Source organism: Stenotrophomonas sp. 22LJNL06-5-1 (assembly GCF_056861455.1).
The window spans coordinates 830,803-852,081 of sequence record NZ_JBSPUE010000001.1; the positions used below are offsets into that span (position 1 = coordinate 830,803).

16 protein-coding genes and 1 riboswitch are annotated in these 21,279 nt (G+C 67.7%); of the genes, 10 read left to right on the forward strand and 6 right to left on the reverse strand.

The window, feature by feature from the left end; translation table 11 throughout:
• Positions 1-154: 154 nt before the first annotated feature.
• Both AC13GF_RS03985 and AC13GF_RS03990 read left to right on the forward strand, forming a co-directional pair.
• Positions 155-1,453 carry a NupC/NupG family nucleoside CNT transporter gene (locus tag AC13GF_RS03985; protein ID WP_032129935.1) on the forward strand — a complete coding sequence of 433 codons (1,299 nt, stop codon included), beginning with the start codon at positions 155-157 and terminating at the stop codon, positions 1,451-1,453.
• A gap of 25 nt (positions 1,454-1,478) precedes the next feature.
• Positions 1,479-2,444 (forward strand): ribokinase, encoded by a 966-nt coding sequence (locus AC13GF_RS03990; RefSeq protein ID WP_483003343.1) that lies wholly within the window; start codon positions 1,479-1,481, stop codon positions 2,442-2,444.
• 64 nt (positions 2,445-2,508) lie between these two features.
• On the opposite strand, the gene AC13GF_RS03995 is transcribed toward AC13GF_RS03990, so the two are convergent.
• Positions 2,509-3,729: an MFS transporter gene (locus AC13GF_RS03995; RefSeq protein ID WP_483003345.1), complete on the reverse strand. Its 1,221-nt coding sequence runs from the start codon at positions 3,727-3,729 to the stop codon at positions 2,509-2,511.
• A gap of 92 nt (positions 3,730-3,821) precedes the next feature.
• Between AC13GF_RS03995 and AC13GF_RS04000 the strand changes: the two genes are divergently transcribed.
• From AC13GF_RS04000 to AC13GF_RS04015, 4 genes are all read left to right on the forward strand, one after another.
• A complete protein-coding gene (locus tag AC13GF_RS04000) occupies positions 3,822-4,739 on the forward strand; it encodes a LysR family transcriptional regulator (RefSeq protein ID WP_483003346.1) in 918 nt (305 codons plus the stop codon).
• Between the two features lie 109 nt (positions 4,740-4,848).
• Positions 4,849-5,280 carry a hypothetical protein gene (locus AC13GF_RS04005; protein WP_483003348.1) on the forward strand — a complete coding sequence of 144 codons (432 nt, stop codon included), beginning with the start codon at positions 4,849-4,851 and terminating at the stop codon, positions 5,278-5,280.
• A 147-nt stretch (positions 5,281-5,427) separates the two neighbouring features.
• Positions 5,428-6,423 (forward strand): tRNA dihydrouridine synthase DusB, encoded by a 996-nt coding sequence (gene dusB / locus AC13GF_RS04010; protein WP_483003350.1) that lies wholly within the window; start codon positions 5,428-5,430, stop codon positions 6,421-6,423.
• A gap of 174 nt (positions 6,424-6,597) precedes the next feature.
• Positions 6,598-7,425, forward strand: a complete 828-nt coding sequence (locus AC13GF_RS04015) for a methyltransferase domain-containing protein (protein WP_483003352.1) — start codon at positions 6,598-6,600, stop codon at positions 7,423-7,425.
• An 80-nt stretch (positions 7,426-7,505) separates the two neighbouring features.
• Here AC13GF_RS04015 and AC13GF_RS04020 read toward each other — a convergent pair whose 3' ends face one another.
• From AC13GF_RS04020 to olsF, 3 genes are all read right to left on the reverse strand, one after another.
• On the reverse strand, positions 7,506-8,552 hold the full coding sequence (locus AC13GF_RS04020; protein WP_483003354.1) for a metal-dependent hydrolase: 1,047 nt from the start codon (positions 8,550-8,552) through the stop codon (positions 7,506-7,508).
• A gap of 112 nt (positions 8,553-8,664) precedes the next feature.
• Positions 8,665-9,465: a UDP-2,3-diacylglucosamine diphosphatase gene (locus tag AC13GF_RS04025; RefSeq protein WP_483003355.1), complete on the reverse strand. Its 801-nt coding sequence runs from the start codon at positions 9,463-9,465 to the stop codon at positions 8,665-8,667.
• Positions 9,462-11,177, reverse strand: coding sequence for a bifunctional ornithine lipid synthase OlsF (gene olsF / locus AC13GF_RS04030; protein WP_483003356.1), 1,716 nt, complete (start codon positions 11,175-11,177; stop codon positions 9,462-9,464). The genes AC13GF_RS04025 and olsF overlap by 4 nt, the downstream gene beginning before the upstream one ends.
• A 336-nt stretch (positions 11,178-11,513) precedes the next feature.
• Here olsF and metK point away from each other — a divergent pair, with 336 nt between their 5' ends.
• Both metK and AC13GF_RS04040 read left to right on the forward strand, forming a co-directional pair.
• Entirely contained in the window at positions 11,514-12,725 is a 1,212-nt protein-coding gene (gene metK, locus AC13GF_RS04035) for a methionine adenosyltransferase (RefSeq protein ID WP_010481882.1), read from the forward strand.
• Between the two features lie 138 nt (positions 12,726-12,863).
• Positions 12,864-13,370, forward strand: coding sequence for an acyl-CoA thioesterase (locus tag AC13GF_RS04040; protein WP_483003357.1), 507 nt, complete (start codon positions 12,864-12,866; stop codon positions 13,368-13,370).
• Between the two features lie 126 nt (positions 13,371-13,496).
• On the opposite strand, the gene ppc is transcribed toward AC13GF_RS04040, so the two are convergent.
• Both ppc and AC13GF_RS04050 read right to left on the reverse strand, forming a co-directional pair.
• Positions 13,497-16,208 (reverse strand): phosphoenolpyruvate carboxylase, encoded by a 2,712-nt coding sequence (gene ppc, locus AC13GF_RS04045; RefSeq protein WP_483003358.1) that lies wholly within the window; start codon positions 16,206-16,208, stop codon positions 13,497-13,499.
• 172 nt (positions 16,209-16,380) lie between these two features.
• The gene (locus AC13GF_RS04050; RefSeq protein ID WP_483003359.1) at positions 16,381-18,897 is read right to left on the reverse strand and encodes a S9 family peptidase; all 2,517 of its coding nucleotides are present in this window, start codon (positions 18,895-18,897) and stop codon (positions 16,381-16,383) included.
• A 120-nt stretch (positions 18,898-19,017) separates the two neighbouring features.
• Positions 19,018-19,101, forward strand: a riboswitch (S-adenosyl-L-homocysteine riboswitch).
• Between the two features lie 36 nt (positions 19,102-19,137).
• On the opposite strand from AC13GF_RS04050, the gene ahcY reads away from it, so the two are divergent.
• A complete protein-coding gene (gene ahcY, locus AC13GF_RS04055; protein WP_088024330.1) occupies positions 19,138-20,583 on the forward strand; it encodes an adenosylhomocysteinase in 1,446 nt (481 codons plus the stop codon).
• 216 nt (positions 20,584-20,799) lie between these two features.
• Positions 20,800-21,273, forward strand: a complete 474-nt coding sequence (ybaK, locus tag AC13GF_RS04060) for a Cys-tRNA(Pro) deacylase (RefSeq protein WP_313301703.1) — start codon at positions 20,800-20,802, stop codon at positions 21,271-21,273.
• Positions 21,274-21,279: the final 6 nt, after the last annotated feature.

The following is a 21,279-nucleotide window of genomic DNA, read 5'->3' on the forward strand; positions in this document are numbered from 1 at the left end:
GAACCCCATTCTACCTGCCGCCGCCAGCCGCAAGCCCTTGCCGTTGCTGGCCTGATCGGCACCGATGGCCGCGCGCACGCTGCTTTTTCTTGCCCCGGCCCCTGCCCTGCACTAGGCTTCCCGTTTTTCGCGACGCCCCAGGGGAGTCACTCACATGGTCGAAGGTTTGGGCAGGATCGGCTTCGGCCTGTTCGGGTTGGCGGTGCTGATCGGCATCACCTGGTTGTTTTCCAATAACAAGCGCGCGGTTGACTGGAAGCTGGTTGCCACCGGTATCACCCTGCAGATCGCCTTTGCGGCGCTGGTGATCCTGGTGCCGGGCGGGCGCGACGTGTTCGACGCGCTGGGCAAGGGCTTCGTCAAGATCCTCAGCTACGTCAACGAGGGCTCGGGCTTCATCTTCGGCTCGTTGATGGACACCAAGAATTACGGCTTCATCTTCGCCTTCCAGGTGTTGCCAACCATCATCTTCTTCTCTGCACTGATGGGGGTGATGTACCACCTCAACATCATGCAGGGCATCGTGCGCGTGATGGCCTGGTCGATCACCAAGGTGATGCGCGTGTCCGGTGCTGAAACCACCAGCGTCTGCGCCAGCGTCTTCATCGGCCAGACCGAGGCGCCGCTGACCGTGCGCCCGTACATCGCCAAGATGACCCAGTCCGAGCTGCTGACCATGATGATCGGCGGCATGGCGCACATCGCCGGCGGCGTGCTGGCGGCCTACGTGGGCATGCTTGGCGGCGGTGATCCGGCGCAGCAGGCCTTCTATGCCAAGCACCTGCTGGCAGCCAGCATCATGGCGGCCCCGGCCACCCTGGTCGTGGCCAAGCTGCTGATCCCGGAAACCGGCACCCCGCTGACCCGCGGCACGGTGAAGATGGAAGTCGAAAAGACCTCCAGCAACATCATCGACGCGGCCGCTGCCGGCGCCGGTGACGGCCTGAAGCTGGCGCTGAACATCGGCGCGATGCTGCTGGCCTTCATCGCCCTGATCGCGCTGCTGAACGCACCGCTGACCTGGATCGGCGATGTGACCGGCCTGGCCGCTGCCATCGGCAAGCCGACCAACCTGTCGACCATCTTCGGCTACGTGCTGGCCCCGATCGCCTGGGTGATCGGCACCCCGTGGGCCGATGCCACCACCGTCGGCTCGCTGATCGGCCAGAAGGTCGTGATCAACGAGTTCGTGGCCTACACCGAGCTGTCGCAGATCGTGAACGGCCAGATCGCCGGCGTGAGCCTGTCCGAGGAAGGTCGCCTGATCGCGACCTACGCGCTGTGCGGCTTTGCCAACTTCAGCTCGATCGCGATCCAGATCGGCGGCATCGGCGGCCTGGCCCCGGAACGTCGCCACGACCTGGCCAAGTTCGGCCTGCGCGCCGTGCTGGGCGGTACCATTGCCACCTTCATGACGGCGACCATCGCCGGCGTGCTGACGCACTTCAGTTGAACCCTTGGTTGAGAAAAGATTCCCTATGAGCAGCAGTGTCGTTGTCGTCGGTTCCTTCAATGTCGATCACGTGTGGCGGTGCGAGTCGCTGCCGGCACCGGGTGCGACCATTGCCGGCCGTTACAGCACCGGCCCCGGTGGCAAGGGCTTCAACCAGGCCGTGGCGGCCTGTCGCGCCGGTGCCGACACCCACTTCGTGTGTGCGCTGGGCGACGACGCCGGTGGCGCCACCGCCCGTGAGCTGGCCGCGCAGGACGGCTTCGGGCTGATCGCCGAAGCCAGCAGCGAACCGACCGGCACCGCCGGCATCTACGTCGATGTCCGTGGCCGCAACACCATCGTGATCGGCCCGGGGGCCAACGCCGCGCTCAGCACCGACTTCCTGCAACAGCAGCAGGCCCTGCTGACCGGCGCCAAGGTGGTGCTGGTGCAGCTGGAATCGCCGGTGCAGACCATTGAAGCGGCGCTGGCCACGGCCCGCGAGGCCGGCGTCACCACCGTGCTCAACACCGCACCGGCCGATGCCCCCTCGACCATCGGCCTGCTCAAGCTGGCCGATGTGATCACCCCGAACGAGACCGAGTTCGCCGCCCTGCTCGGCCGCCATGTCGGTGAGCGCGTGGATGCCAACGACGTCGCCGCGCTGGATGGCGCCAGCCTGCACGCGCTGTGCCGCAAGCTGGTCGGAAACGGTACCGTGGTGGTCACGCTGGGTTCGGTGGGCGTGTTCGTGTCGCATGCCGACGAGAACCTGCGCGGCGATACCCAGGCGTACTACCGCGTGGGTGCCGAACAGGTGCAGGCGATCGACACCACCGGTGCCGGTGACGCCTTCAACGGTGCGCTGGCCGCGTCGCTGGCGCAGGTGGCCGACGCCCCGTTCGCCCGCCACGTGCGCTTCGCCAACCAGTTCGCCGGTCGTTCGACCGAGAAGGAAGGCGCTGCAGCGGCGATGCCGCGCTTCACCCCGGCCGACGCTGAAGCAAAGTAGATCCACGCCATGCGTGGATGAAGAAGCCCGGGTGTGCAGACACCCGGGCTTTTTTGTTTGCCTTTCAATGAGGCAGATCCACGCCATGCGTGGATGAGCGAGACCGGGCAAGCCGCCGCAGCAGCAGGCCCGCGACGATTGCCAGCAGCGCCACGGCAGCAGCCACCACGCCCAGCGAGGCAAGCCCGAAGCGTTCGATGGCCCCACCTCCCAGCAGCGCGCCCAGGCCGATGCCGGCGTTGGCCGCAGACACATTCACGGTTCCCGCCAGCGCCTGCGCCTGGGGCGCCGCACGCATCACCCGCACCTGGCACAGCGGGAACAATGCGGTATGCGCCACACCCCACAGGGCCAGTGCGATCAGCACGAACGTGCCGTGGCCGGCCAGCCCGACACTGGCCAGCATGCCCAGCGCCAGCACCGCGCAGAACACCAGGGTCGCGCCCAGCGGCGCACGATCGACCCAGCGCCCACCCAGTGCATTGCCGATCAACCCGACAGCTCCGAAGCCCATCAGCCACCAGCCCACCTGTGCCGCCGGTACCTGCATCAGCCGCTCCAGCACATCGGCCAGGTAGGTATAGGCAGCAAACATCGCGGTGAACACCAGCACCGACAGCAGCACATGGCCCAGCAACTGCGGCTGGCGCAGCACTCGTGCCTGTTCGCCCAGCGCGCGCCGCGGTCCGGCCACGGTGTCCGGCATCCACAACGCCAGCGCGCCCGCCATCAACAGCGACAGGGCCGCCAACAGCCAGAAGCTGCCGCGCCAGCCGAGGGCGTCGGCGGCCAACGTACCCAGTGGGATACCGAACAGCATTGCGGCGGTGATACCCAGGTAGACCCGCGCGACCGCACGACCGCCCTGCCCTGCAGGGGCCAGCTGCGCAGCAGTCTCACTGGCGGTGCCCCAGAACACCGGCAGGGCCAGTGCCGGCAGCACCCGCGCCAGCGCCAGCAGCCACGGCTGCGTGGCCATCGCGGCCAGCGCGTTGGAGCCCGCGAACAACAGCAGGATGGCCACGAACAGGCGGCGCCGGCCGACGTGTGACAGCAGCGCGGTCAACGGTGGCCCGGCCAGCATCACGGTGAACGCGAACAAGGTGACCAGCTGCCCCGCTCGGGCGATGCCCAGGCCAAGGTCGCGCGCCAGCGCGGGCAGCAGGCCGACGATCAGGAACTCGGTGGTGACGATGACGAAGGCGGACACCGCCAGCAGGACGACCGAAAGGCGTGCGCGGGCGTTTGCGTGGACAGCGGCCACGGCGGAATCGAGGGAGGACATGAGCGGGCATCAGAACAGGGGCCGCCAGCCTATTTCCTCCCTTGATTCCGATTACTGCTATGTTTTCCATCGATTCCGGACAGAAATTCCCCATGCTTCCCACCGAGCGCCTGCGCGGCATCGAGGCCTTCGTCGCCACCGCCGATGCCGGCAGCTTCACTGCCGCCGCCGAACGCCTGCACCTGACCAGTTCGGCGGTGGGCAAGACCATCGCACGGCTGGAGGCACGCCTGGGCGCGCGGTTGTTCGAACGCAGCACGCGCCGCCTTCGCCTGACCGAGGCCGGTGAGGGCTTCTACCGCACCTGCGTGCGGGTGCTGGGCGAACTGGCCGATGCCGAGTCGGTGCTGGTGTCGCACGCAGACGCGCCCGTGGGCCGGCTGCGGGTGGATGCGCCGGCCACCTTCGGGCGCCTCAAAGTCTGGCCGTTGCTGCTGCAGTTGGCCGCCGAGTTTCCACAGTTGCATCCGCAGGTGACCTTCAGCGACCGCTTCAGCGACCTCGCCGAGGACGGCGTCGACCTCGCCGTGCGCATCGGCGGTCCCGAGCCGCTGCCCGCCACGCTGGGCAGCCGCCTGCTCGGTTACGAATGCCTGCACTTCTGCGCCTCCCCGGCCTACCTGCTCCGGCATGGCCAGCCCCGCTCGGCCGCCGAGCTGGCCGGGCATGACGGAGTGCTGTTCGGACGCGCGGACGGCAGCATCGGGCCGTGGCAGGTGGCCGATGGCGGTCAGCGCACTACACCGCTGCAGGCCCGCGCGCGCCTGGTGGTTGGCAGCGCCGAGGCCCAGGTGGCGGCGGTCGAGGCCGGCTTCGGCATCGCGCAGCTGGCCACCTGGCTGGTCGATGACGCGCTGGCGCGCGGCAGCCTGGTCTCGATCCTGCCGTCGCTGGACTGCCGCGGCCTGCCGCTGCGCCTGTTGTGGCCGCAGGGCCGGCAACGGCTGCCACGCGTGGACGTGACGCTGGACCGTCTCGGCGCCGGGTTGCAGATCGATCCGCCGCGCTGAGCGCAGCGCCATCAGCAGCGGTCGCATCGAACGGCTGCGACTGCCGGTCGCATTGCCCGCATCCGGCCCCTCACCCACCATCCGCGCAGCGTTTCAGCGTGGGCAGGACATGGACGGATTCCCTTGGTTGCTGGTTGCCGCCGCCGGTAGTGCCATCGCAGCCTTGCTGCATATCGGCTGCATTGCCTTCGGCGCCGCGTGGTACAGGTACTTCGGTGCTGGCCAGCGCATGGTCCGGCTGGCACAGGCTGGGCATTGGTGGCCGCCGCTGATGACCGCCGGCATTACTGCCGTGCTGGTGGCCTGGACGCTGTACGCACTGGCAGCCGCGGGCTGGCATTCGCCGCTGCCGGCCAGCCGTCTGGTGCTGTCGGGCATCGCCCTGCTCTTGCTGCTGCGCGCGGCGATCGGCTTCGCGCTGGCCCTGCTACGGCCCGGCTACAACGGCCTGCGCTTCTGGGTGGTCAGTTCACTGGCCTGCCTCAGCCTGGGGCTGGCCTTCGCGCTGGGTACCGGCCAGGCCTGGCAGGACCTGGGGTAGCCGCCCACCATCGCCCGCCCTTGGGGGCGGCGGAAGCAACCGTCAAGCATCTGCTGATGCCAGTACGGCATGAGGTCGGTGCCGATCGGCCTGAACCGGGGCCAGCCTGACACGGCCGTAGCGCCGCCCGCGCCCTACAATGGGCGCATGCAGATCGGCCCGTACACCATTGCCCCCAACGTCGTGCTGGCGCCCATGGCCGGCGTCACCGACAAACCCTTCCGCCTGCTGTGCAAACGGCTGGGCGCGGGTCTGGCCGCCTCGGAAATGACCATCAGTGATCCGCGCTTCTGGAACACGCGCAAGTCTATCCACCGCATGGACCATGACGGCGAACCGGCTCCGATCAGCGTGCAGATCGCCGGCACCGAGCCGCAGCAGCTGGCCGAGGCCGCACGCTACAACGTCGACCACGGCGCACAGATCATCGACATCAACATGGGCTGCCCGGCCAAGAAGGTCTGCAACGCCTGGGCCGGTTCGGCACTGATGCGCGACGAGCAGCTGGTGGCGCGCATCCTCGAGGCCGTGGTCAACGCGGTGGACGTGCCGGTCACGCTGAAGATCCGCACCGGTTGGGACTGCGACCATCGCAATGGCCCGCTGATCGCACGCATCGCCGAGGACAGCGGTATCGCGGCACTGGCGGTGCACGGCCGTACCCGCGACCAGCACTACACCGGCCAGGCGGAGTACGCCACGATCGGCGAGATCAAGGCCGCGCTGCGCATTCCGGTCATCGCCAACGGCGATATCGATTCGCCGCAGAAGGCGGCCTATGTCCTGAAGGAAACCGGCGTGGATGCGGTGATGATCGGCCGCTCGGCGCAGGGCCGGCCGTGGATCTTCCGCGAAGTGGCGCACTACCTGGCCACCGGTCAGGAACTGCCGCCGCCGTCGCTGGCGGAAGTGCGCGACATCCTGCTCGGCCACCTGCACGCGCTGCATGCGTTCTATGGCGAGCTGCAGGGCGTGCGCATCGCGCGCAAGCACCTGGGCTGGTATGCCAAGGACCGGCCGGAGAATGCCGCCTTCCGCGCGGTGGTCAATCGTGCCGAAGACCCGCAGAGCCAGATCGCGCTGACCACTGAATACTTCGACCGCCTGATCGCCGGGGAACCGGAGTTGTCTTCGGCGGCCTGACCGCGCCAGCCCCTCGTAACCCGCCCGACTGCCTTGATCCGTAGAGTCGAGCTTGCTCGACTGCTCCACACCGTAGAGTCGAGCTTGCTCGACCGGTTTTCTGAACAGTCGAGCAAGCTCGACTCTACGCGCCCCTTCCATTGATCACGCTCGACGCTACAAGAGCCCGCCCCCATGACCCCGCCGATTTCTTCCCCGACCTACCTGCACGGGTTCTCCGGCACCGAGCAGCAACGGCTGATGACCCAGGCCCGGCTGCTGGAATCAAGCATCTTCGGCCAGATCGACTACAGCGGCGCGCGGCGCCTGCTGGAAGTCGGCAGCGGCGTCGGTGCGCAGACCGAGATCCTGCTGCGCCGCTTCCCCGAGCTGCACGTGACCGGCGTGGATCTGAGCGAAACGCAGCTGGCCACCGCGCGCGAGAACCTGGCGCGCACGCCGTGGTGCAGCGACCGCTATACCCTGCAGCAGGCCGATGCCGGCGAGCTGCCGTTCGAGGCACGCAGCTTCGATTCGGCGTTCCTGTGCTGGGTGCTGGAGCACGTGCCGTCACCCGCACGTGTGTTGAGTGAAGTGCGCCGGGTGCTGGCACCGGGTTCGCCGGTGTTCATCACCGAGGTGATGAATGCCTCGTTCCTGCTCGACCCGTATTCGCCGCACATCTGGCGTTACTGGATGGCGTTCAACGATTTCCAGTACGACCACGGGGGTGACCCGTTCGTCGGTGCCAAGCTGGGCAACCTGCTGCTGGCCGGCGGCTTCCGCGACGTGCATACCGAGATCAAGACCATCCACCTGGACAACCGCGAACCGGCACGCCGCAAGACGATGATCGCGTTCTGGGAGCAGCTGCTGCTGTCGGCCGCCGACCAGCTGCTGCAGGCAGGCTCGGTGGACGAGGAAACCGTGGAAGGCATGCGTCGCGAGTTCCGCTTGGTGCAGAACGACCCGAACGCGGTGTTCTTCTATTCGTTCGTGCAGGGCCGCGCCACGGTGTATTGAGCCGATGCGGCACTGCCCGTAGAGCCACGCCATGCGTGGCTGCCAGCGCCGATGTCCCTTCATCCACGCATGGCGTGGATCTACTCAACGGCACCGGCTACGGGCGCATGCCAGATCCGCTGCCACATCGCCGCCAACCGGCGACCGGCATCAGCACGCGCGGCGGGACTGCTGTAATCCGTCCGCACCTGCTCGGGCGTGATTGGCCGCCACTGCCCGTCGACCTGCTCGGCCACGGCGAAGTTGAAGGTGTAGTCGGGCTCCAGCCCCATGCGCAGGTCACTCAGGACCAGCCGCCCGTCCACCACCTGCGCACGCATGAAGCCACGGTTGAACCACGTCAGCTGCTGCACCGCCGGGATGCCCCCTGCTTCGCGCAAGGCCTGCACGTTGGACGCGTGGCCTTCAAACTGCATCGGCCCATGGTCAGCCACCAGCGAGCGGTCGCCCACCACGTAGCCGTTCGGCGTCATCGCCACCACGCGCCACAGCAGGGTGTTGAACGGCATCGGCACCGAGAAGCGCTGCGCATCGCCCAGGCCCATCGCCGCCAGGCTCTGCTGGGCAGCACGGTCGACCTGGGCCTTTGCGATCAGGCCCCAACCCAGGTAGGCGCTGCTGACCAGCAACGCCACACCCAGCACTTTGCCAGCCCAGGGGCGGGCGCGGCCAAACCAGGCCAGCACGCAACCCAGCAGCAGCCACACCGTGTAGCCGAGATCGATGATGAAGACACTGGAACCCATGGTCGGGTGTGGGCGCAGCGGCCACCACAGCTGGGTGCCGTAGACGGTGAACGCATCCAACAGCGGATGGGTGACCAGCGCCAGCTGGATCGCCCAGAACCAGCGCGCCGGTGACTGCGCGACACGGCCGTTGCCGAAGCGCTTGAACAACCACCAGATCAGCGCCGCTACCCAGGGCAGCACCAGCAGCGAATGGCTGAAGCTGCGGTGCTCGATCATGTTCGCCACCGGGTCGGCGGCGGTGAAGCCCAACCACAGGGCATCGAGGTCCGGCAGGGTGCCGAGCGCGGCACCGGCCAGCAGGGCCGCGCGGCGATGGCCGGGCGGAGCGATGGCAGCAGCGACGGCGCCGCCGAGCACGATCTGGGTCAGGGAATCCATGGGCCGATGCTAGCGGCTTGCGGGCGGTGCATGTAGAACCGAACCCATGCTCGGCTGCTCTTCGTTGCGTGCAACGGCAGCCGAGCATGGGCTCGGCTCTACAAAAGGCAGGCTACGCCGCCTGCGACATCCGCGCGCCCGGCAGTTCCACCAGCGTCTGGCCGTTGTGGTCGAGCAGGCGCAGCGCGCCATCGTGGTCTTCGGCCAGTGCGGTCAGGCTCTCCACCCAGTCGCCGTCGTTGGCATAGACCAGGCCATCGCGTTCGATCAACGCAGCGCGATGGATGTGACCACAGACGATGCCATCCAGTCCGCGCCGGCGCACGTCGTCCAGCCCGGCCTGCACGAAGCGCTCGATGTAGCGTTCGGCGGCGCCGCTGCGCTTCTTCAGGAATTCCGACAGCGACCAGTAGCGCATGCCCAGCCGGCGCCGCACCGCGTTCAGCGCCTGGTTGCCGGTCAGGATGCGGTAGTACAGCCAGTCGCCGAACTTTTCCTGTAGGCCGCCGAAGTGGGTCACGCCGTCGTACTCGTCCCCGTGCGCGACCAGCAGGCGACGGCCATCGGCGGTCACATGGATGGCGCGGCGGCGCACCTGCATCGCTGGCAGCATCACCCCGCACACGTGGCGCAGCGATGCGTCATGGTTGCCGGGGATGTAGACGATCTCGGTCCCTGCACGGCGCAGCGCGTGCAGGGCCTGGATGACTTCGCTGTGCGACTGCCGCCAGTTGGCGCGGCGATGCGCCATCCACCACAGGTCGATGATGTCGCCGACCAGATACAACCGTTCACAGCGCAGCTGCGAGAGGAACCGTGCCAGCTCGGTGGCATGGCAATGACGTGAACCCAGATGCACATCGGAGACGAACACTGCGCGCCGGTGCGGCGACAGGTTCGCCAGCGCGCTCATGCCGGCGTCCCCGCGTCGCGCAGGTAGCGTTTGCGCTTGTTCGGCCGGATCGCGCACAGGTCCACTTCGATCAGGCCGTCGATCGAATCACTGAAGTCCGGATCGACACCGAAAGCCAGGAAACGCGCACCGCCGGGTTCGCACAGATCGGTGTACTGGCGGTACAGCGTCGGCACGCCGGTGCCGAGCGCGGCCAGGTTGGCTTTCAGCACGTCGAACGCGGCGCCTGCATCCAGTTCGCCGAAACTCGGCGGTGCAGCGAAGTACTGGAACGGCCGGTTCGATTCGGCCAGGCCAGCGGTACCGCTGTAATAGCGCTGGTAGTACGCCACCAGCTGCTCGCGCGCATCGCGTGGTAGCGCCGCGCTGATCGACACGGCGCCGAACAGGTAGCGGATGCCCGGCCGGCACTGCAGGTAGGCTCCGATGCCCTGCCACAGGTAGTCCAGGCTGCGGCTGCCCCAGTAGTCGGGCACCACGAAGCTGCGGCCCAGTTCCAGGCCTTCGGCGATGTGGGTGATGGCATCGTCGGAATAGCGGAACAGCGACGCGCTGTAGAGCCCCGACAGTCCGTGCCGGGCCAACGCGTGGGCACCACGCATGATCCGGTACGCGCCGGCGATGCGCTGCGCGGCCGCGTCCCAGATCACGATGTGCTCGTACTGCGGGTCATAATCGTCCAGGTCGCGGCTGCGCCCGGTGCCCTCGCCCACCTGGCGGAAGGTCAGCTCGCGCAGGCGACCGAGCTCCAGCAGCAGTGGCGAATCGGCAGTACAGGTGGCCAGCAGGATCTGCTTGCCATCGGCGGTCTGGCCCAACTGCGTGGCCGCCGCGATGCCCGCGGCGACCTGCGAGGGCGGCACCGGGGCCGCCAGCGGCTCGGGGCCTGCGAAGACAGCGGCATTGCCGGCCGCGCCATTGCGGCCCAGCGCATACAGAGCGCGGCGCACCGCCAGCAGCTGTGCGCCCGGGTCACCGCTCTTGCCCAGCTGCATCGGCTCACCGATGCTCAGCCGCAGCGGACGGCCACGACGGGTGAACATCTCGCGCGCCAGCAGCGCGGTGCCGGCCGGCTTGAACAGGGTCGAGGCGCCGTAGAACAGCGCCGAATTGCGCGCTTCCACGCGCACCGGCAGCACCGGCGCGCCGGCGGCACGGGCAAAGCGGACGAACCCGCGCTGCCAGCGACCATCACGGATGCCGCGCAGCGACAGCCGCGAGACCTCGCCGGCCGGGAACACGATCACGCACTGTTCGGCGGCCAACGCTTCTTCGACCGCATGCAGGCTGCCACGCTGGGCCTTGCCACCGAGGATGCGCACCGGCAGCAGCAGGTCCTGCAGTGGCGCGATGGCCCCCAATAGATCGTTGGCCACGATACGCACGTCACGACGGATGCGGCCGACCGCGTCCAGCAATGCGAGGGCGTCCAGCGCTCCGGAAGGGTGATTGGCGACGATCAGCAGGCGGCCGGTGGCGGGAATCTTCGCCAGCGCGGCCGGATCGACCTGGTACTGGCCATCGATGAACTCCAGGCCGGCGGCGACGAAGCCGAATCCGCGCAATCCCGCACTGCGCTGCAGGAACGCTTCGATCTGGTCCAAGCGCGACCAGCGGCCGACGCTGCGCAGCAACGGCCGCGCCAGTTGCCCCCGGCGGCCGTGGAACCAATCGGGGAAGCGTTGCTGGAGACGCTGTTCAAGTTCCTGCATGGCGGATCCACTCATGCCCGGCGGCCGGATTGGCCGACAGCCTGCGCCCGGCAGGCGGCAGCCAGATGGCGGTTTTTGGGCAGAACGATGACGGTTGGCCAGTCCTGGCGCGGGCGGGGTCGCCCGCACAGTCGAGGCCGGTCGCAGGCCGGTGCGTTGTCACGCTGGTGGAACACTGGGCCTCGAGGCTGGACCCCAATCCCGGCCGGACGGCCCCTGCCGGGCCTACGCGGGCTTAACCACCGGCAACCGGTACAGGTTCACAATGCACAGGCGGCGCACCCCGTGTATCATTCGCGCCCATCTTTCCATCCGAATCAAGGGATATTACGCCTGATGTCCAGCTATCTCTTCACCTCCGAGTCGGTCTCCGAAGGCCATCCGGACAAGGTTGCCGACCAGATCTCCGATGCGGTGCTGGACGCGATCCTGACCCAGGACCAGCGCGCCCGCGTGGCCTGCGAGACCATGGTCAAGACCGGTGTTGCCATTGTGGCCGGTGAAATCACCACCAGCGCCTGGATCGACCTGGAAGCGCTGACCCGCAAGGTCATCACGGACATCGGCTACGACAGCTCCGACGTCGGCTTCGACGGCGCCACCTGCGGCGTGCTGAACCTGATCGGCAAGCAGTCGCCGCACATCGCCCAGGGCGTGGACCGCAAGAAGCCGGAAGAAATGGGCGCTGGCGACCAGGGCCTGATGTTCGGCTATGCCACCAACGAGACCGACAGCTACATGCCGGCCGCGATCCACCTGTCGCACCGCCTGGTCGAGCAGCAGGCCAAGATCCGCAAGAAGAAGAACTCGCCGCTGTCGTGGCTGCGCCCGGACGCCAAGAGCCAGGTCACCCTGCGCTATGAAAACGGCGTGGTCTCGGCCATCGACGCCGTGGTCCTGTCCACCCAGCATGCCCCGGGCATCAAGCAGAAGGACCTCATCGAGGCCGTCCGCGAAGAGATCATCAAGCCGGTGCTGCCGGCCAAGTGGCTGCACAAGGGCACCAAGTTCCACATCAACCCGACCGGCAAGTTCGAGATCGGTGGCCCGGTGGGCGACTGCGGCCTGACCGGCCGCAAGATCATCGTCGACACCTACGGCGGCTGGGCCCGTCACGGTGGTGGTGCCTTCTCCGGCAAGGACCCGTCCAAGGTCGACCGTTCGGCAGCCTACGCGGCCCGCTACGTCGCCAAGAACGTGGTTGCCGCCGGCCTGGCCGACCGTTGCGAAGTGCAGGTCTCCTACGCCATCGGCGTGGCTGAGCCGACCTCGATCTCGGTCACCACCTTCGGCACCGGCAAGATCAGCGACGACAAGATCGAGAAGCTGATCCGCAAGCACTTCGACCTGCGCCCGTACGGCATCATCAAGATGCTGGACCTGGTGCACCCGATGTACCAGCAGACCGCGGCCTACGGCCACTTCGGCCGCAAGCCGAAGGAGTTCAGCTACCTCAACGGCGAAGGCGAGACCGTCAACGCCACGGCCTTCTCCTGGGAGAAGACCGATCGCGCCGCCGCCCTGCGCGCCGATGCGAAGCTGAAGTAAGAAACACGAAGGGCCGCTCACGCGGCCCTTCTGCTTTTGGTAGAGCCGGCCCTGGCCGGCTTTTTCATGGCCTTCGGAATCAATCGCGTGGTTGCCGGCCAGCGGCCGGCGCTACCCGGTTGCCGATACAATCGCCCCATGTCGACCGAACTGAAAACCCACCAGCTGACCATGACCGTGCTGATGTCGCCGGAAATGGCCAATTTCTCCGGCAAGGTCCACGGTGGCGCCATCCTGCGCCTGCTCGACCAGGTTGCCTACGCCTGTGCCAGCCGTTACGCCGGCAGCTACGTGGTCACCCTGTCGGTGGACCAGGTGATGTTCCGCCAGCCGATCGCGGTGGGCGAGCTGGTCACCTTCCTGGCCTCGGTGAACCATACCGGCACCTCGTCGATGGAGATCGGCATCAAGGTGGTGGCCGAGGACATCCTCAAGCGCAGCGTGCGCCATGCCAACAGCTGCTTCTTCACCATGGTGGCAGTGGATGAGGAAGGCCGGCCGACGCCGGTTCCGCCCTTGCAGCCGGCGACGTCCGACGAGAAGCGCCGCCAGGCCGCGGCGCAGATCCGCCGCCAGCTGCGCCAGGAAATGGAGCAGCGCCATCTGGAACTGCTGGCATCGAATCCGCCGTCGCCGGAAGACTGAGCGCGAAACCGGTAGTGCCGGCCGCTGGCCGGCAACCTCGCGCGTGCTGCCAAACATCATGAGGTTGCCGGCCAGCGGCCGGCACTACCCTTTCGAATTCGCCGGGCCACGCCCGGCGGATGCATTTCACCCGGTGTTCTGCACGCCCTGCGAAACACCGTTCACGCACGCCACCAGCGCGCGCAGCAGCTCGTCATCCTCGCGTCCGCTGGCCCGCCAGCGCTGCAGCAGGTCCACCTGCAGCACGCTGATCGGATCGACGTAGGGATTGCGCAGGCGGATCGACAGCGCCAGCCGCGCATCGTGGTCCAGCAGCGTCTGCTGGTCCATCAATGCCAGCAGCCAGTGCCGGGTGAGTTCCAGTTCGCCCTGCACCTGCGGGAAGAAGCGCCCGTGCAGGTCGCCCGACAACAGCGAGAACTGCTCGGCGATGGTGATGTCGCCCTTGGACAGCACCATCGCGATGTCGTCCAGGAACGTGCGGAAGAACGGCCAGTCCCGCGCCATATCGCGCAGCGTCTGTTCGTGGCCGGCATCAACCGCCGCCTGCAGGCCACTGCCCACGCCGTACCAGCCGGGGATGACCGCGCGCGCCTGGCTCCAGGCGAACACCCACGGAATCGCGCGCAGGTTGCCCAGCGCTGCGTCCTGGCCGAGCCGGCGCGAAGGACGCGAGCCCAGCGTCATCCGCTCGATCACGTCGATGGGTGTGGCGGTACGGAAGTAATCCATGAAGCCGGCCTGGCCAACGAACCCGCGATAAACCTCGCTGCTGGCCGATGACACCACGTCCATCACCGGTCGCCACTCATCCTCGCGCGGCTCGGGCGCACGCGGGCGCAGGCTGGCGCGCAACACCGCACCCGTAGCCTGTTCCAGCGAGCGCAGCGCCAGCGCGCGGATGCCGTACTTGCGATGGATCACCTCGCCCTGCTCGGTCACCCGCAGGCGGCCATCGATGCTGCCGCGCGGCGACGCATCGACCGCGTGCGTGGTCTTGCCGCCACCGCGGCTGATCGAACCGCCACGGCCATGGAAGAAGGTCAGGCGGATGCCGGCCTCGGCCGCCACCTCCAGCAGTTCCACCTGCGCACGCTGCAGGCCCCAGCGCGAAGCAGCAATGCCACCATCCTTGCTGCTGTCCGAATAGCCCAGCATCACCATCTGCACGTCGTCGCGTGCCTGCAAGTGTGCGCGATAGATCGGGTCGGCCAGCAGGTCACGCAGGGTCGCGGTGCCGCGCTTGAGGTCATCCACCGTCTCGAACAGCGGCGCGATATCCAGTGGCACTGATCCGTTCTCTTCCACCAAGCCACCACGACGCGCCAGCGCCAGCACCGCCAGCACGTCGCTGCGGTCGTGTGCCATCGAGATGATGTAGCTGCCCAGTGCATCGCTGCCATGCCGCGCGCGCGCATCGGCCAGCGCAGCGAACACCGCATCCAGCCGCTGGTTGCCCTCGTCATCACCCTTGGGCAGCGTGTCTTCGCCACTGGCGTGCGGGCCCAGCAGACGCGCTCGGCCCAGCGCGTCCAGCGCCTGCCAGCTTTCTTCACCGCCCAGTACGGCGGCCAGCGCACGCGCATGCACGCTCGATTCCTGGCGCACATCCAACCGCGCCAGATGGAAGCCGAAGGTCTTCACCCGCCACAGCAGGCGCTGCACGGCGAAGCCGCCGGCATGTTCGCCGCGATTGGCGCGCAGGCTGTCGAGGATCAGCTGCAGGTCGTCGATCAGTTCAGCGGGGCCGGCGTAGGCGCCCTCGCCATCGTCCAGCGTCGCCTGCAGGCGTGCGCGCATGCGGTCGTTGAGCAGGCGGTAGGGCATGTCGGCATGGCGCGGACGCGACTGCACCTGCGGCAGCAGCTGCTGGTAGTGCGCCACGCGCGCCTGCAGCGCCTCGCTCACGCCCACCCGCTCGGTGGACTGGCTGAGCAGGCTGGCCAGCTGCAGCAGTTCCTTCTGGTAGCGCCCGAGCACGGCCTGCCGCTGCGCATCCAGCGTATTGCGGATGGTGGTGGCATCCACGTTCGGGTTGCCGTCCATGTCGCCGCCCACCCACGTACCAAAGCGCAGCAGGCGCGGCAGCGGCAGTTCTTCGCCGTAGGTATCGCGCAGCGCCTGCTGCAGCGATTCGTACAGCACCGGAATCACCCGGTACAGCACCTGCACCAGATAGAAGCCGACGTGCTCGCGCTCGTCATCCACCGTGGGCCGCACCGGCGAGGAATCGGTGGTCTGCCACGACGCGGTCAGCGCCATGCGGAAGCGCGCAGCATCGGCGGCGGCCTCGCCCGGCGTGCGCTGGCCGTCCAGGTTGTCGACCAGGCTGGCCACCATCAGCTGCTCTTTTTCCAGCAGCGCGCGGCGTACCGCTTCGGTCGGATGCGCGGTGAACACCGGTTCGATGTCGATACGCGGGAGCCACTGCGCCAGTTCGTCCAGGCCCACGCCCTGCGCCTTCAGGTGCTGCAGCGCATCCTGCAGGCCATCGGGCTGCGCACCTGCGGTACCGGCGCGCTGGTAGTCACGGCGACGGCGGATGCGATGCACGCGCTCGGCGATGTTGACCACCTGGAAGTAGGTGCTGAAGGCCCGCACCATGGTCTCGGCCTGCTGCGGCGTGCGCCCGGCCAGGCCATCGGCAAGCTCCGACAGCGGTGCCTGGTTCTCGCGGCGGGCAATGGCGCGGGTGCGCACGTCTTCGACATCATCGAGAAACGCGGCCGAAACCTGTTCAACCAGCAGGTCACCGACCAGTGCGCCGAGCCGGCGCACGTCATCGCGAAGCGGAAGATCGGGGGAAGCAAACTCGATGCTGCTGCGGTACTCGTTCATCGGCGACGCACAGGCCTCGGTCAACGGATCCAGACCCCAAGCCTATCCCAGAACGGGCGTCGTGCTGCGATGCAAAAATGGTTTCATCTGGTAGTGCCGGCCGCTGGCCGGCAACCTCAGGTTGCATGGCTCCATGAGGTTGCCGGCCAGCGGCCGGCACTACCGGGTCCGGTCAGCGCTTTTTCTTCGCCTTGCCCTGCTCGGCCGGGCCGATGGTCTGCTCCAGCCAGCGCTCGCTCTCAGCCAGCATGGTCATGATCGATTCGCGTGCGCGGTAGGCATGCGATTCGTTCGGCAGCATCACCAGCCGTGCGGTGCCACCCAGGCCCTTCACCGCGGCGAACATGCGCTCGCTCTGCATCGGGAACGTGCCGGAGTTGTTGTCGTCCACGCCGTGAATGAAGAGGATCGGATCCTTGATCTTGTCGGCGTAGTTGAACGGCGCCATCTTCTGGTAGACGTCCTGCGCCTGCCAGTAGTTGCGCTCCTCGGCCTGGAAGCCGAACGGGGTGAGCGTGCGGTTGTAGGCGCCGCTACGGGCGATGCCCGCCTTGAACAGGCGCGTGTGTGCCAGCAGGTTGGCGGTCATGAACGCACCGTAGGAGTGGCCGCCAATGGCGATGTGATCGCGATCGGTCACGCCACGGCGCACCACTTCATCCACGGCCGCCTGCGCGTTGGCCACCAGCTGTTCGATGTAGGTGTCGTTCGGCTCCTTGTCGCCCTCACCGATGATCGGCATCGACGGGCTGGCCAGCACCACATAGCCCTTGGCCAGGAACGCCTGCGGGCCCCAGTAGCTGACCGCATTGAAGCGGTACGGCGAATCGGTCACCTGGCTGGCCGCAGCCGCACTCTTGAACTCGCCCGGGTAGGCCCACATCAGCAACGGCCGCGGGCCGTCGCGCTTGGGGTCGTAGCCCGGCGGCAGCAGCAGGGTCGCGGTCAGGTCGACGCCATCCTTGCGCTTGTAGCGGATCTGCTCCTTCTGCACGCCCTTCAGCTGCGGCAGCGGATGCGCGAAGTGGGTCAGCGCGCGCGCTGCGGTACCCGCATCGGCCAGCGACTGCACGTAGAAGTTGGCCGGCTCATCCGGGCTCTCGCGGCTCAGCAGCAGCGAGCTGCCCTGGTTGTCCAGCAATGCCACCGGCAGCGAATAGCTCGGCGCCTGCGAGTGGAACAGGCGGGTGGCCTTGCCGCTGGCGATGTCGAAGCGGTCCACGAACGGGCGGTCACCTTCCGGCGATGCACCGGCACCAGCCAGATACAGGCTGCTGCCATCGGCGCTGGTCTGCAGCAGCGAGCGACCACGATCGTCGCTGGACAGCTGCGGACGGCCCGGATCGGAATAGCGGTCCTGCGCATCGCGGTCCCACAGCAGGCGCGGCTCGGCACCGGCGTTGTCCGGGGCGATCAGCCAGGTCTTGGTCCTGCGGGTCTTCCACCACGATTCGGTCAGCAGGGCCAGGTCACCGCGGCCCCAGCTGATGCCGGCCAGGCGGCTGCCAAGCTGGGCCAGGGTGACCGGCGGTTTGTCGAACGGGGCGGCCTGCATCAGCACCGCATCGCGCACCTTGGCCTCCCTGTTCGGATCTCCGCCGTCCTGCGCTTCGGCCCAGACCAGGGTGGCGTCGGCATCACCGCGCCAGCGGATGTCGCGCACGCCGGTCACTTCAGCGTCGTTGCCGGTCGGCAGGCCTTCCACCAGCGGGCGCACCGCCACGGTGTGCACCAGCTTGCCGCTGGCACGATCGATCACTTCAATGCGGCGCGGGAAGCTGTCCACCGGCACCACGTAGGAGTACGGGCGCTGCACCGGCTGGCGCAGCACGAAGCGGCCATCCGGCGACACTGCAAAGCCCATGAAGATGCCGGCCGCACCGATCGCGCGGGTGCTGCCATCCAGGCTGACTTCCATCGGCTGGGTGGTGGCGTAGTAATCGAACTGGCGCGCGTCGGCCTCGTTCTTCAGCAGGTCCTGGTAGGTACGGATCGACACCACGCCGCCGCCCTGGCTGGTCTGCTGCACGGCCGGGCCGGTCGGAATGCCGTCGGCGGCCGGGGCCGCACCGAGGTTGGCCGGGCGGGTGAACACCACCAGGCCGCGGCTGTCCGGCAGCCACTGGTAGCCGCTGCCGATCACCGTGTTCAGGCCGGCAACCAGGCGACGGGCACTGCCACCGGCCACGTCCACCAGCCACAGCTCGTTGGCACCGCTGGCGGCGTCGACCTGGTTGAAGGCCAGCCACTTCTGGTCCGGCGACCACATCACACTGGCGATCGACAGCTTGGCCGGCAGGCCGCTGATCTGCCGTTCCTTGCCATCGGCCACGTTCATCAGCCACAGCTTCTCGCCGAAGCTGAAGCGGCTGTCGGAGAACGTGCGCGGGTTGATGCGCAGGCCGGCCAGCTTCAGTTCCGGCTGCGCCACCACCTGGATCGACGGCAGCGACGGCATCTGCATCATCGCGGCCACGTCGCGGCGCGGCGACAGGTACAACGAGGGCGCACGGGGCGCGTCCACCACCGCCTGCAGCGCGGCGGACGGCAGTTCGTAGCCGTTGACGCCCTGGGCCTGTGCGGCCACGGGCTGCGGGGATGCCGCCCAGACCAGCGGGGCCACTGCCAGCAGTCCCATCGACAGGACCAGGCCGGTCCAGCGCCGTGTGCGGCGCGCGTGCATGCTCATCGTTCCACCTGTGTGATGCGTGAAAACACCGACCTTAACAGGCCGTGCACGCCCGCCCATCTGCCGATGGTTGGGTCATCCGGATGTCATGCCGGGGCCGCGATATAATGGGGGTTCTCCCCTGCCGAGGGGCGCTGCGACCGGATCCCATGAGGCCCGGCCAGGCTCGGTGAGGTGGCTTTGTAACAACGGCGCCCGGCTAGATGCGAGCACCCGCTCGTCCACAACCGGAGCACACGAATGAACGCTGTTGCCAAGACCTTCTCCACCGAAGGTGATTACAAGATCCGCGATATCACGCTGGCCGACTGGGGCCGCAAGGAACTGGACATCGCCGAGCACGAAATGCCGGGCCTGATGTCGATCCGCCGCAAGTACCAGGCCGAGCTGCCGCTGAAGGGCGTGCGCGTGACCGGCTCGCTGCACATGACCATCCAGACCGCGGTGCTGATCGAGACCCTGAAGGACATCGGCGCCGACGTGCGCTGGGCCTCGTGCAACATCTTCTCGACCCAGGACCACGCCGCTGCCGCCATCGCCGCCACCGGTACCCCGGTGTTCGCCTGGAAGGGCGAGACCCTGGAAGAGTACTGGGACTGCACCCTGGACGCGCTGACCTTCACCCTGGCCGACGGCACCCTGACCGGCCCGGAACTGGTGGTGGACGATGGTGGTGACGTGACCCTGCTGATCCACAAGGGCTACGAGCTGGAAAACGGCAGCGACTGGGTCAACACCGCGTCCGCCTCGCACGAAGAACAGGTCATCAAGAACCTGCTCAAGCGCGTCGCCAAGGAGCGCCCGGGCTACTGGGGCCGCGTGGTCAAGGACTGGAAGGGCGTCTCCGAAGAGACCACCACCGGCGTGCACCGCCTGTACCAGCTGGCCCAGGCCGGCACCCTGCTGATCCCGGCGATCAACGTCAACGACTCGGTCACCAAGAGCAAGTTCGACAACCTGTACGGCTGCCGCGAGTCGCTGGCCGATGGCCTGAAGCGCGCGATGGACGTGATGCTGGCCGGCAAGGTGGCCGTGGTCTGCGGCTACGGCGACGTCGGCAAGGGCTGCGCGGCCTCGCTGCGTGCCTACGGCGCGCGCGTGATCGTCACCGAGATCGACCCGATCTGCGCCCTGCAGGCGGCGATGGAAGGCTATGAAGTCAACACCATCGAATCGACCCTGGGCCGTGCCGACCTGTACGTCACCACCACCGGCAACAAGGACATCATCCGCATCGAGCACCTGAGCGCGATGAAAGACCAGGCCATCGTCTGCAACATCGGCCACTTCGACAACGAGATCCAGGTCGACGCGCTGGTGTCGTTCGCCGGCGTCAAGCACGTCAACATCAAGCCGCAGGTGGACAAGTACATCTTCCCGAACGGCAACGCGATCTTCCTGCTGGCCGAAGGCCGCCTGGTGAACCTGGGCTGCGCCACCGGCCACCCGAGCTTCGTGATGTCCAACAGCTTCGCCAACCAGACCCTGGCACAGATCGACCTGTGGGCGAACAAGGACAGCTACGAGAAGAAGGTCTACCTGCTGCCGAAGAAGCTGGACGAGGAAGTGGCGCGCCTGCACCTGGAAAAGATCGGCGTGAAGCTGACCACCCTGAGCCAGGAACAGGCCGACTACATCGGCGTGCCGGTGGAAGGCCCGTTCAAGCCGGACCACTACCGCTACTGATGCCTGCGCGGTGCCGGCCAGCGGCCGGCACTACCGGTGCATGCAACACACAGAACGGGCGCCTTCTGGCGCCCGTTCTGCATTTGCGTGTGGCCGTACACCCCGCACCCACAGCCAACCCTCAGTAGATCCACGCCATGCGTGGATGTTCCCCACCGGAGCGGGAACAATAGCCTCGGTCAAGGCAACACCCCCGCCTCACGCTACGATGCCCCCATGACCCCGGCCATCAACCTGCTCAAGCGCGAGAAGATCGCCCACACCGTGCGCAGCTACGTGCACGACGCCCACGCCGAATCGTATGGTGGCGAAGCCGTGGACAAGCTCGGCCTCGATCCGGCCCAGGTGTTCAAGACCCTGCTGGCCAGCACCGAGACCCACGAACTGCTGGTGGCGATCGTGCCGGTGGCCGGCCAGCTGGACCTGAAGGCGCTGGCCGAAGCGGCCGGCTGCAAAAAGTGCGAAATGGCCGCGGCCGATGCCGCACAGCGCGCGACCGGTTACCTGGTCGGTGGCATCAGCCCGCTCGGACAGAAGAAGCGCCTGCGCACCTTCCTGGACGCCAGCGCCGAAGCGCTGCCCAGCCTGCATGTCAGCGCCGGTCGCCGCGGTCTGGAAGTGGAACTGGCGCCGGCCGATCTGCTGGGCCTCACCGCCGGCCACTACGCGGCCATCGGCAAGTCACGCTGATGCGCT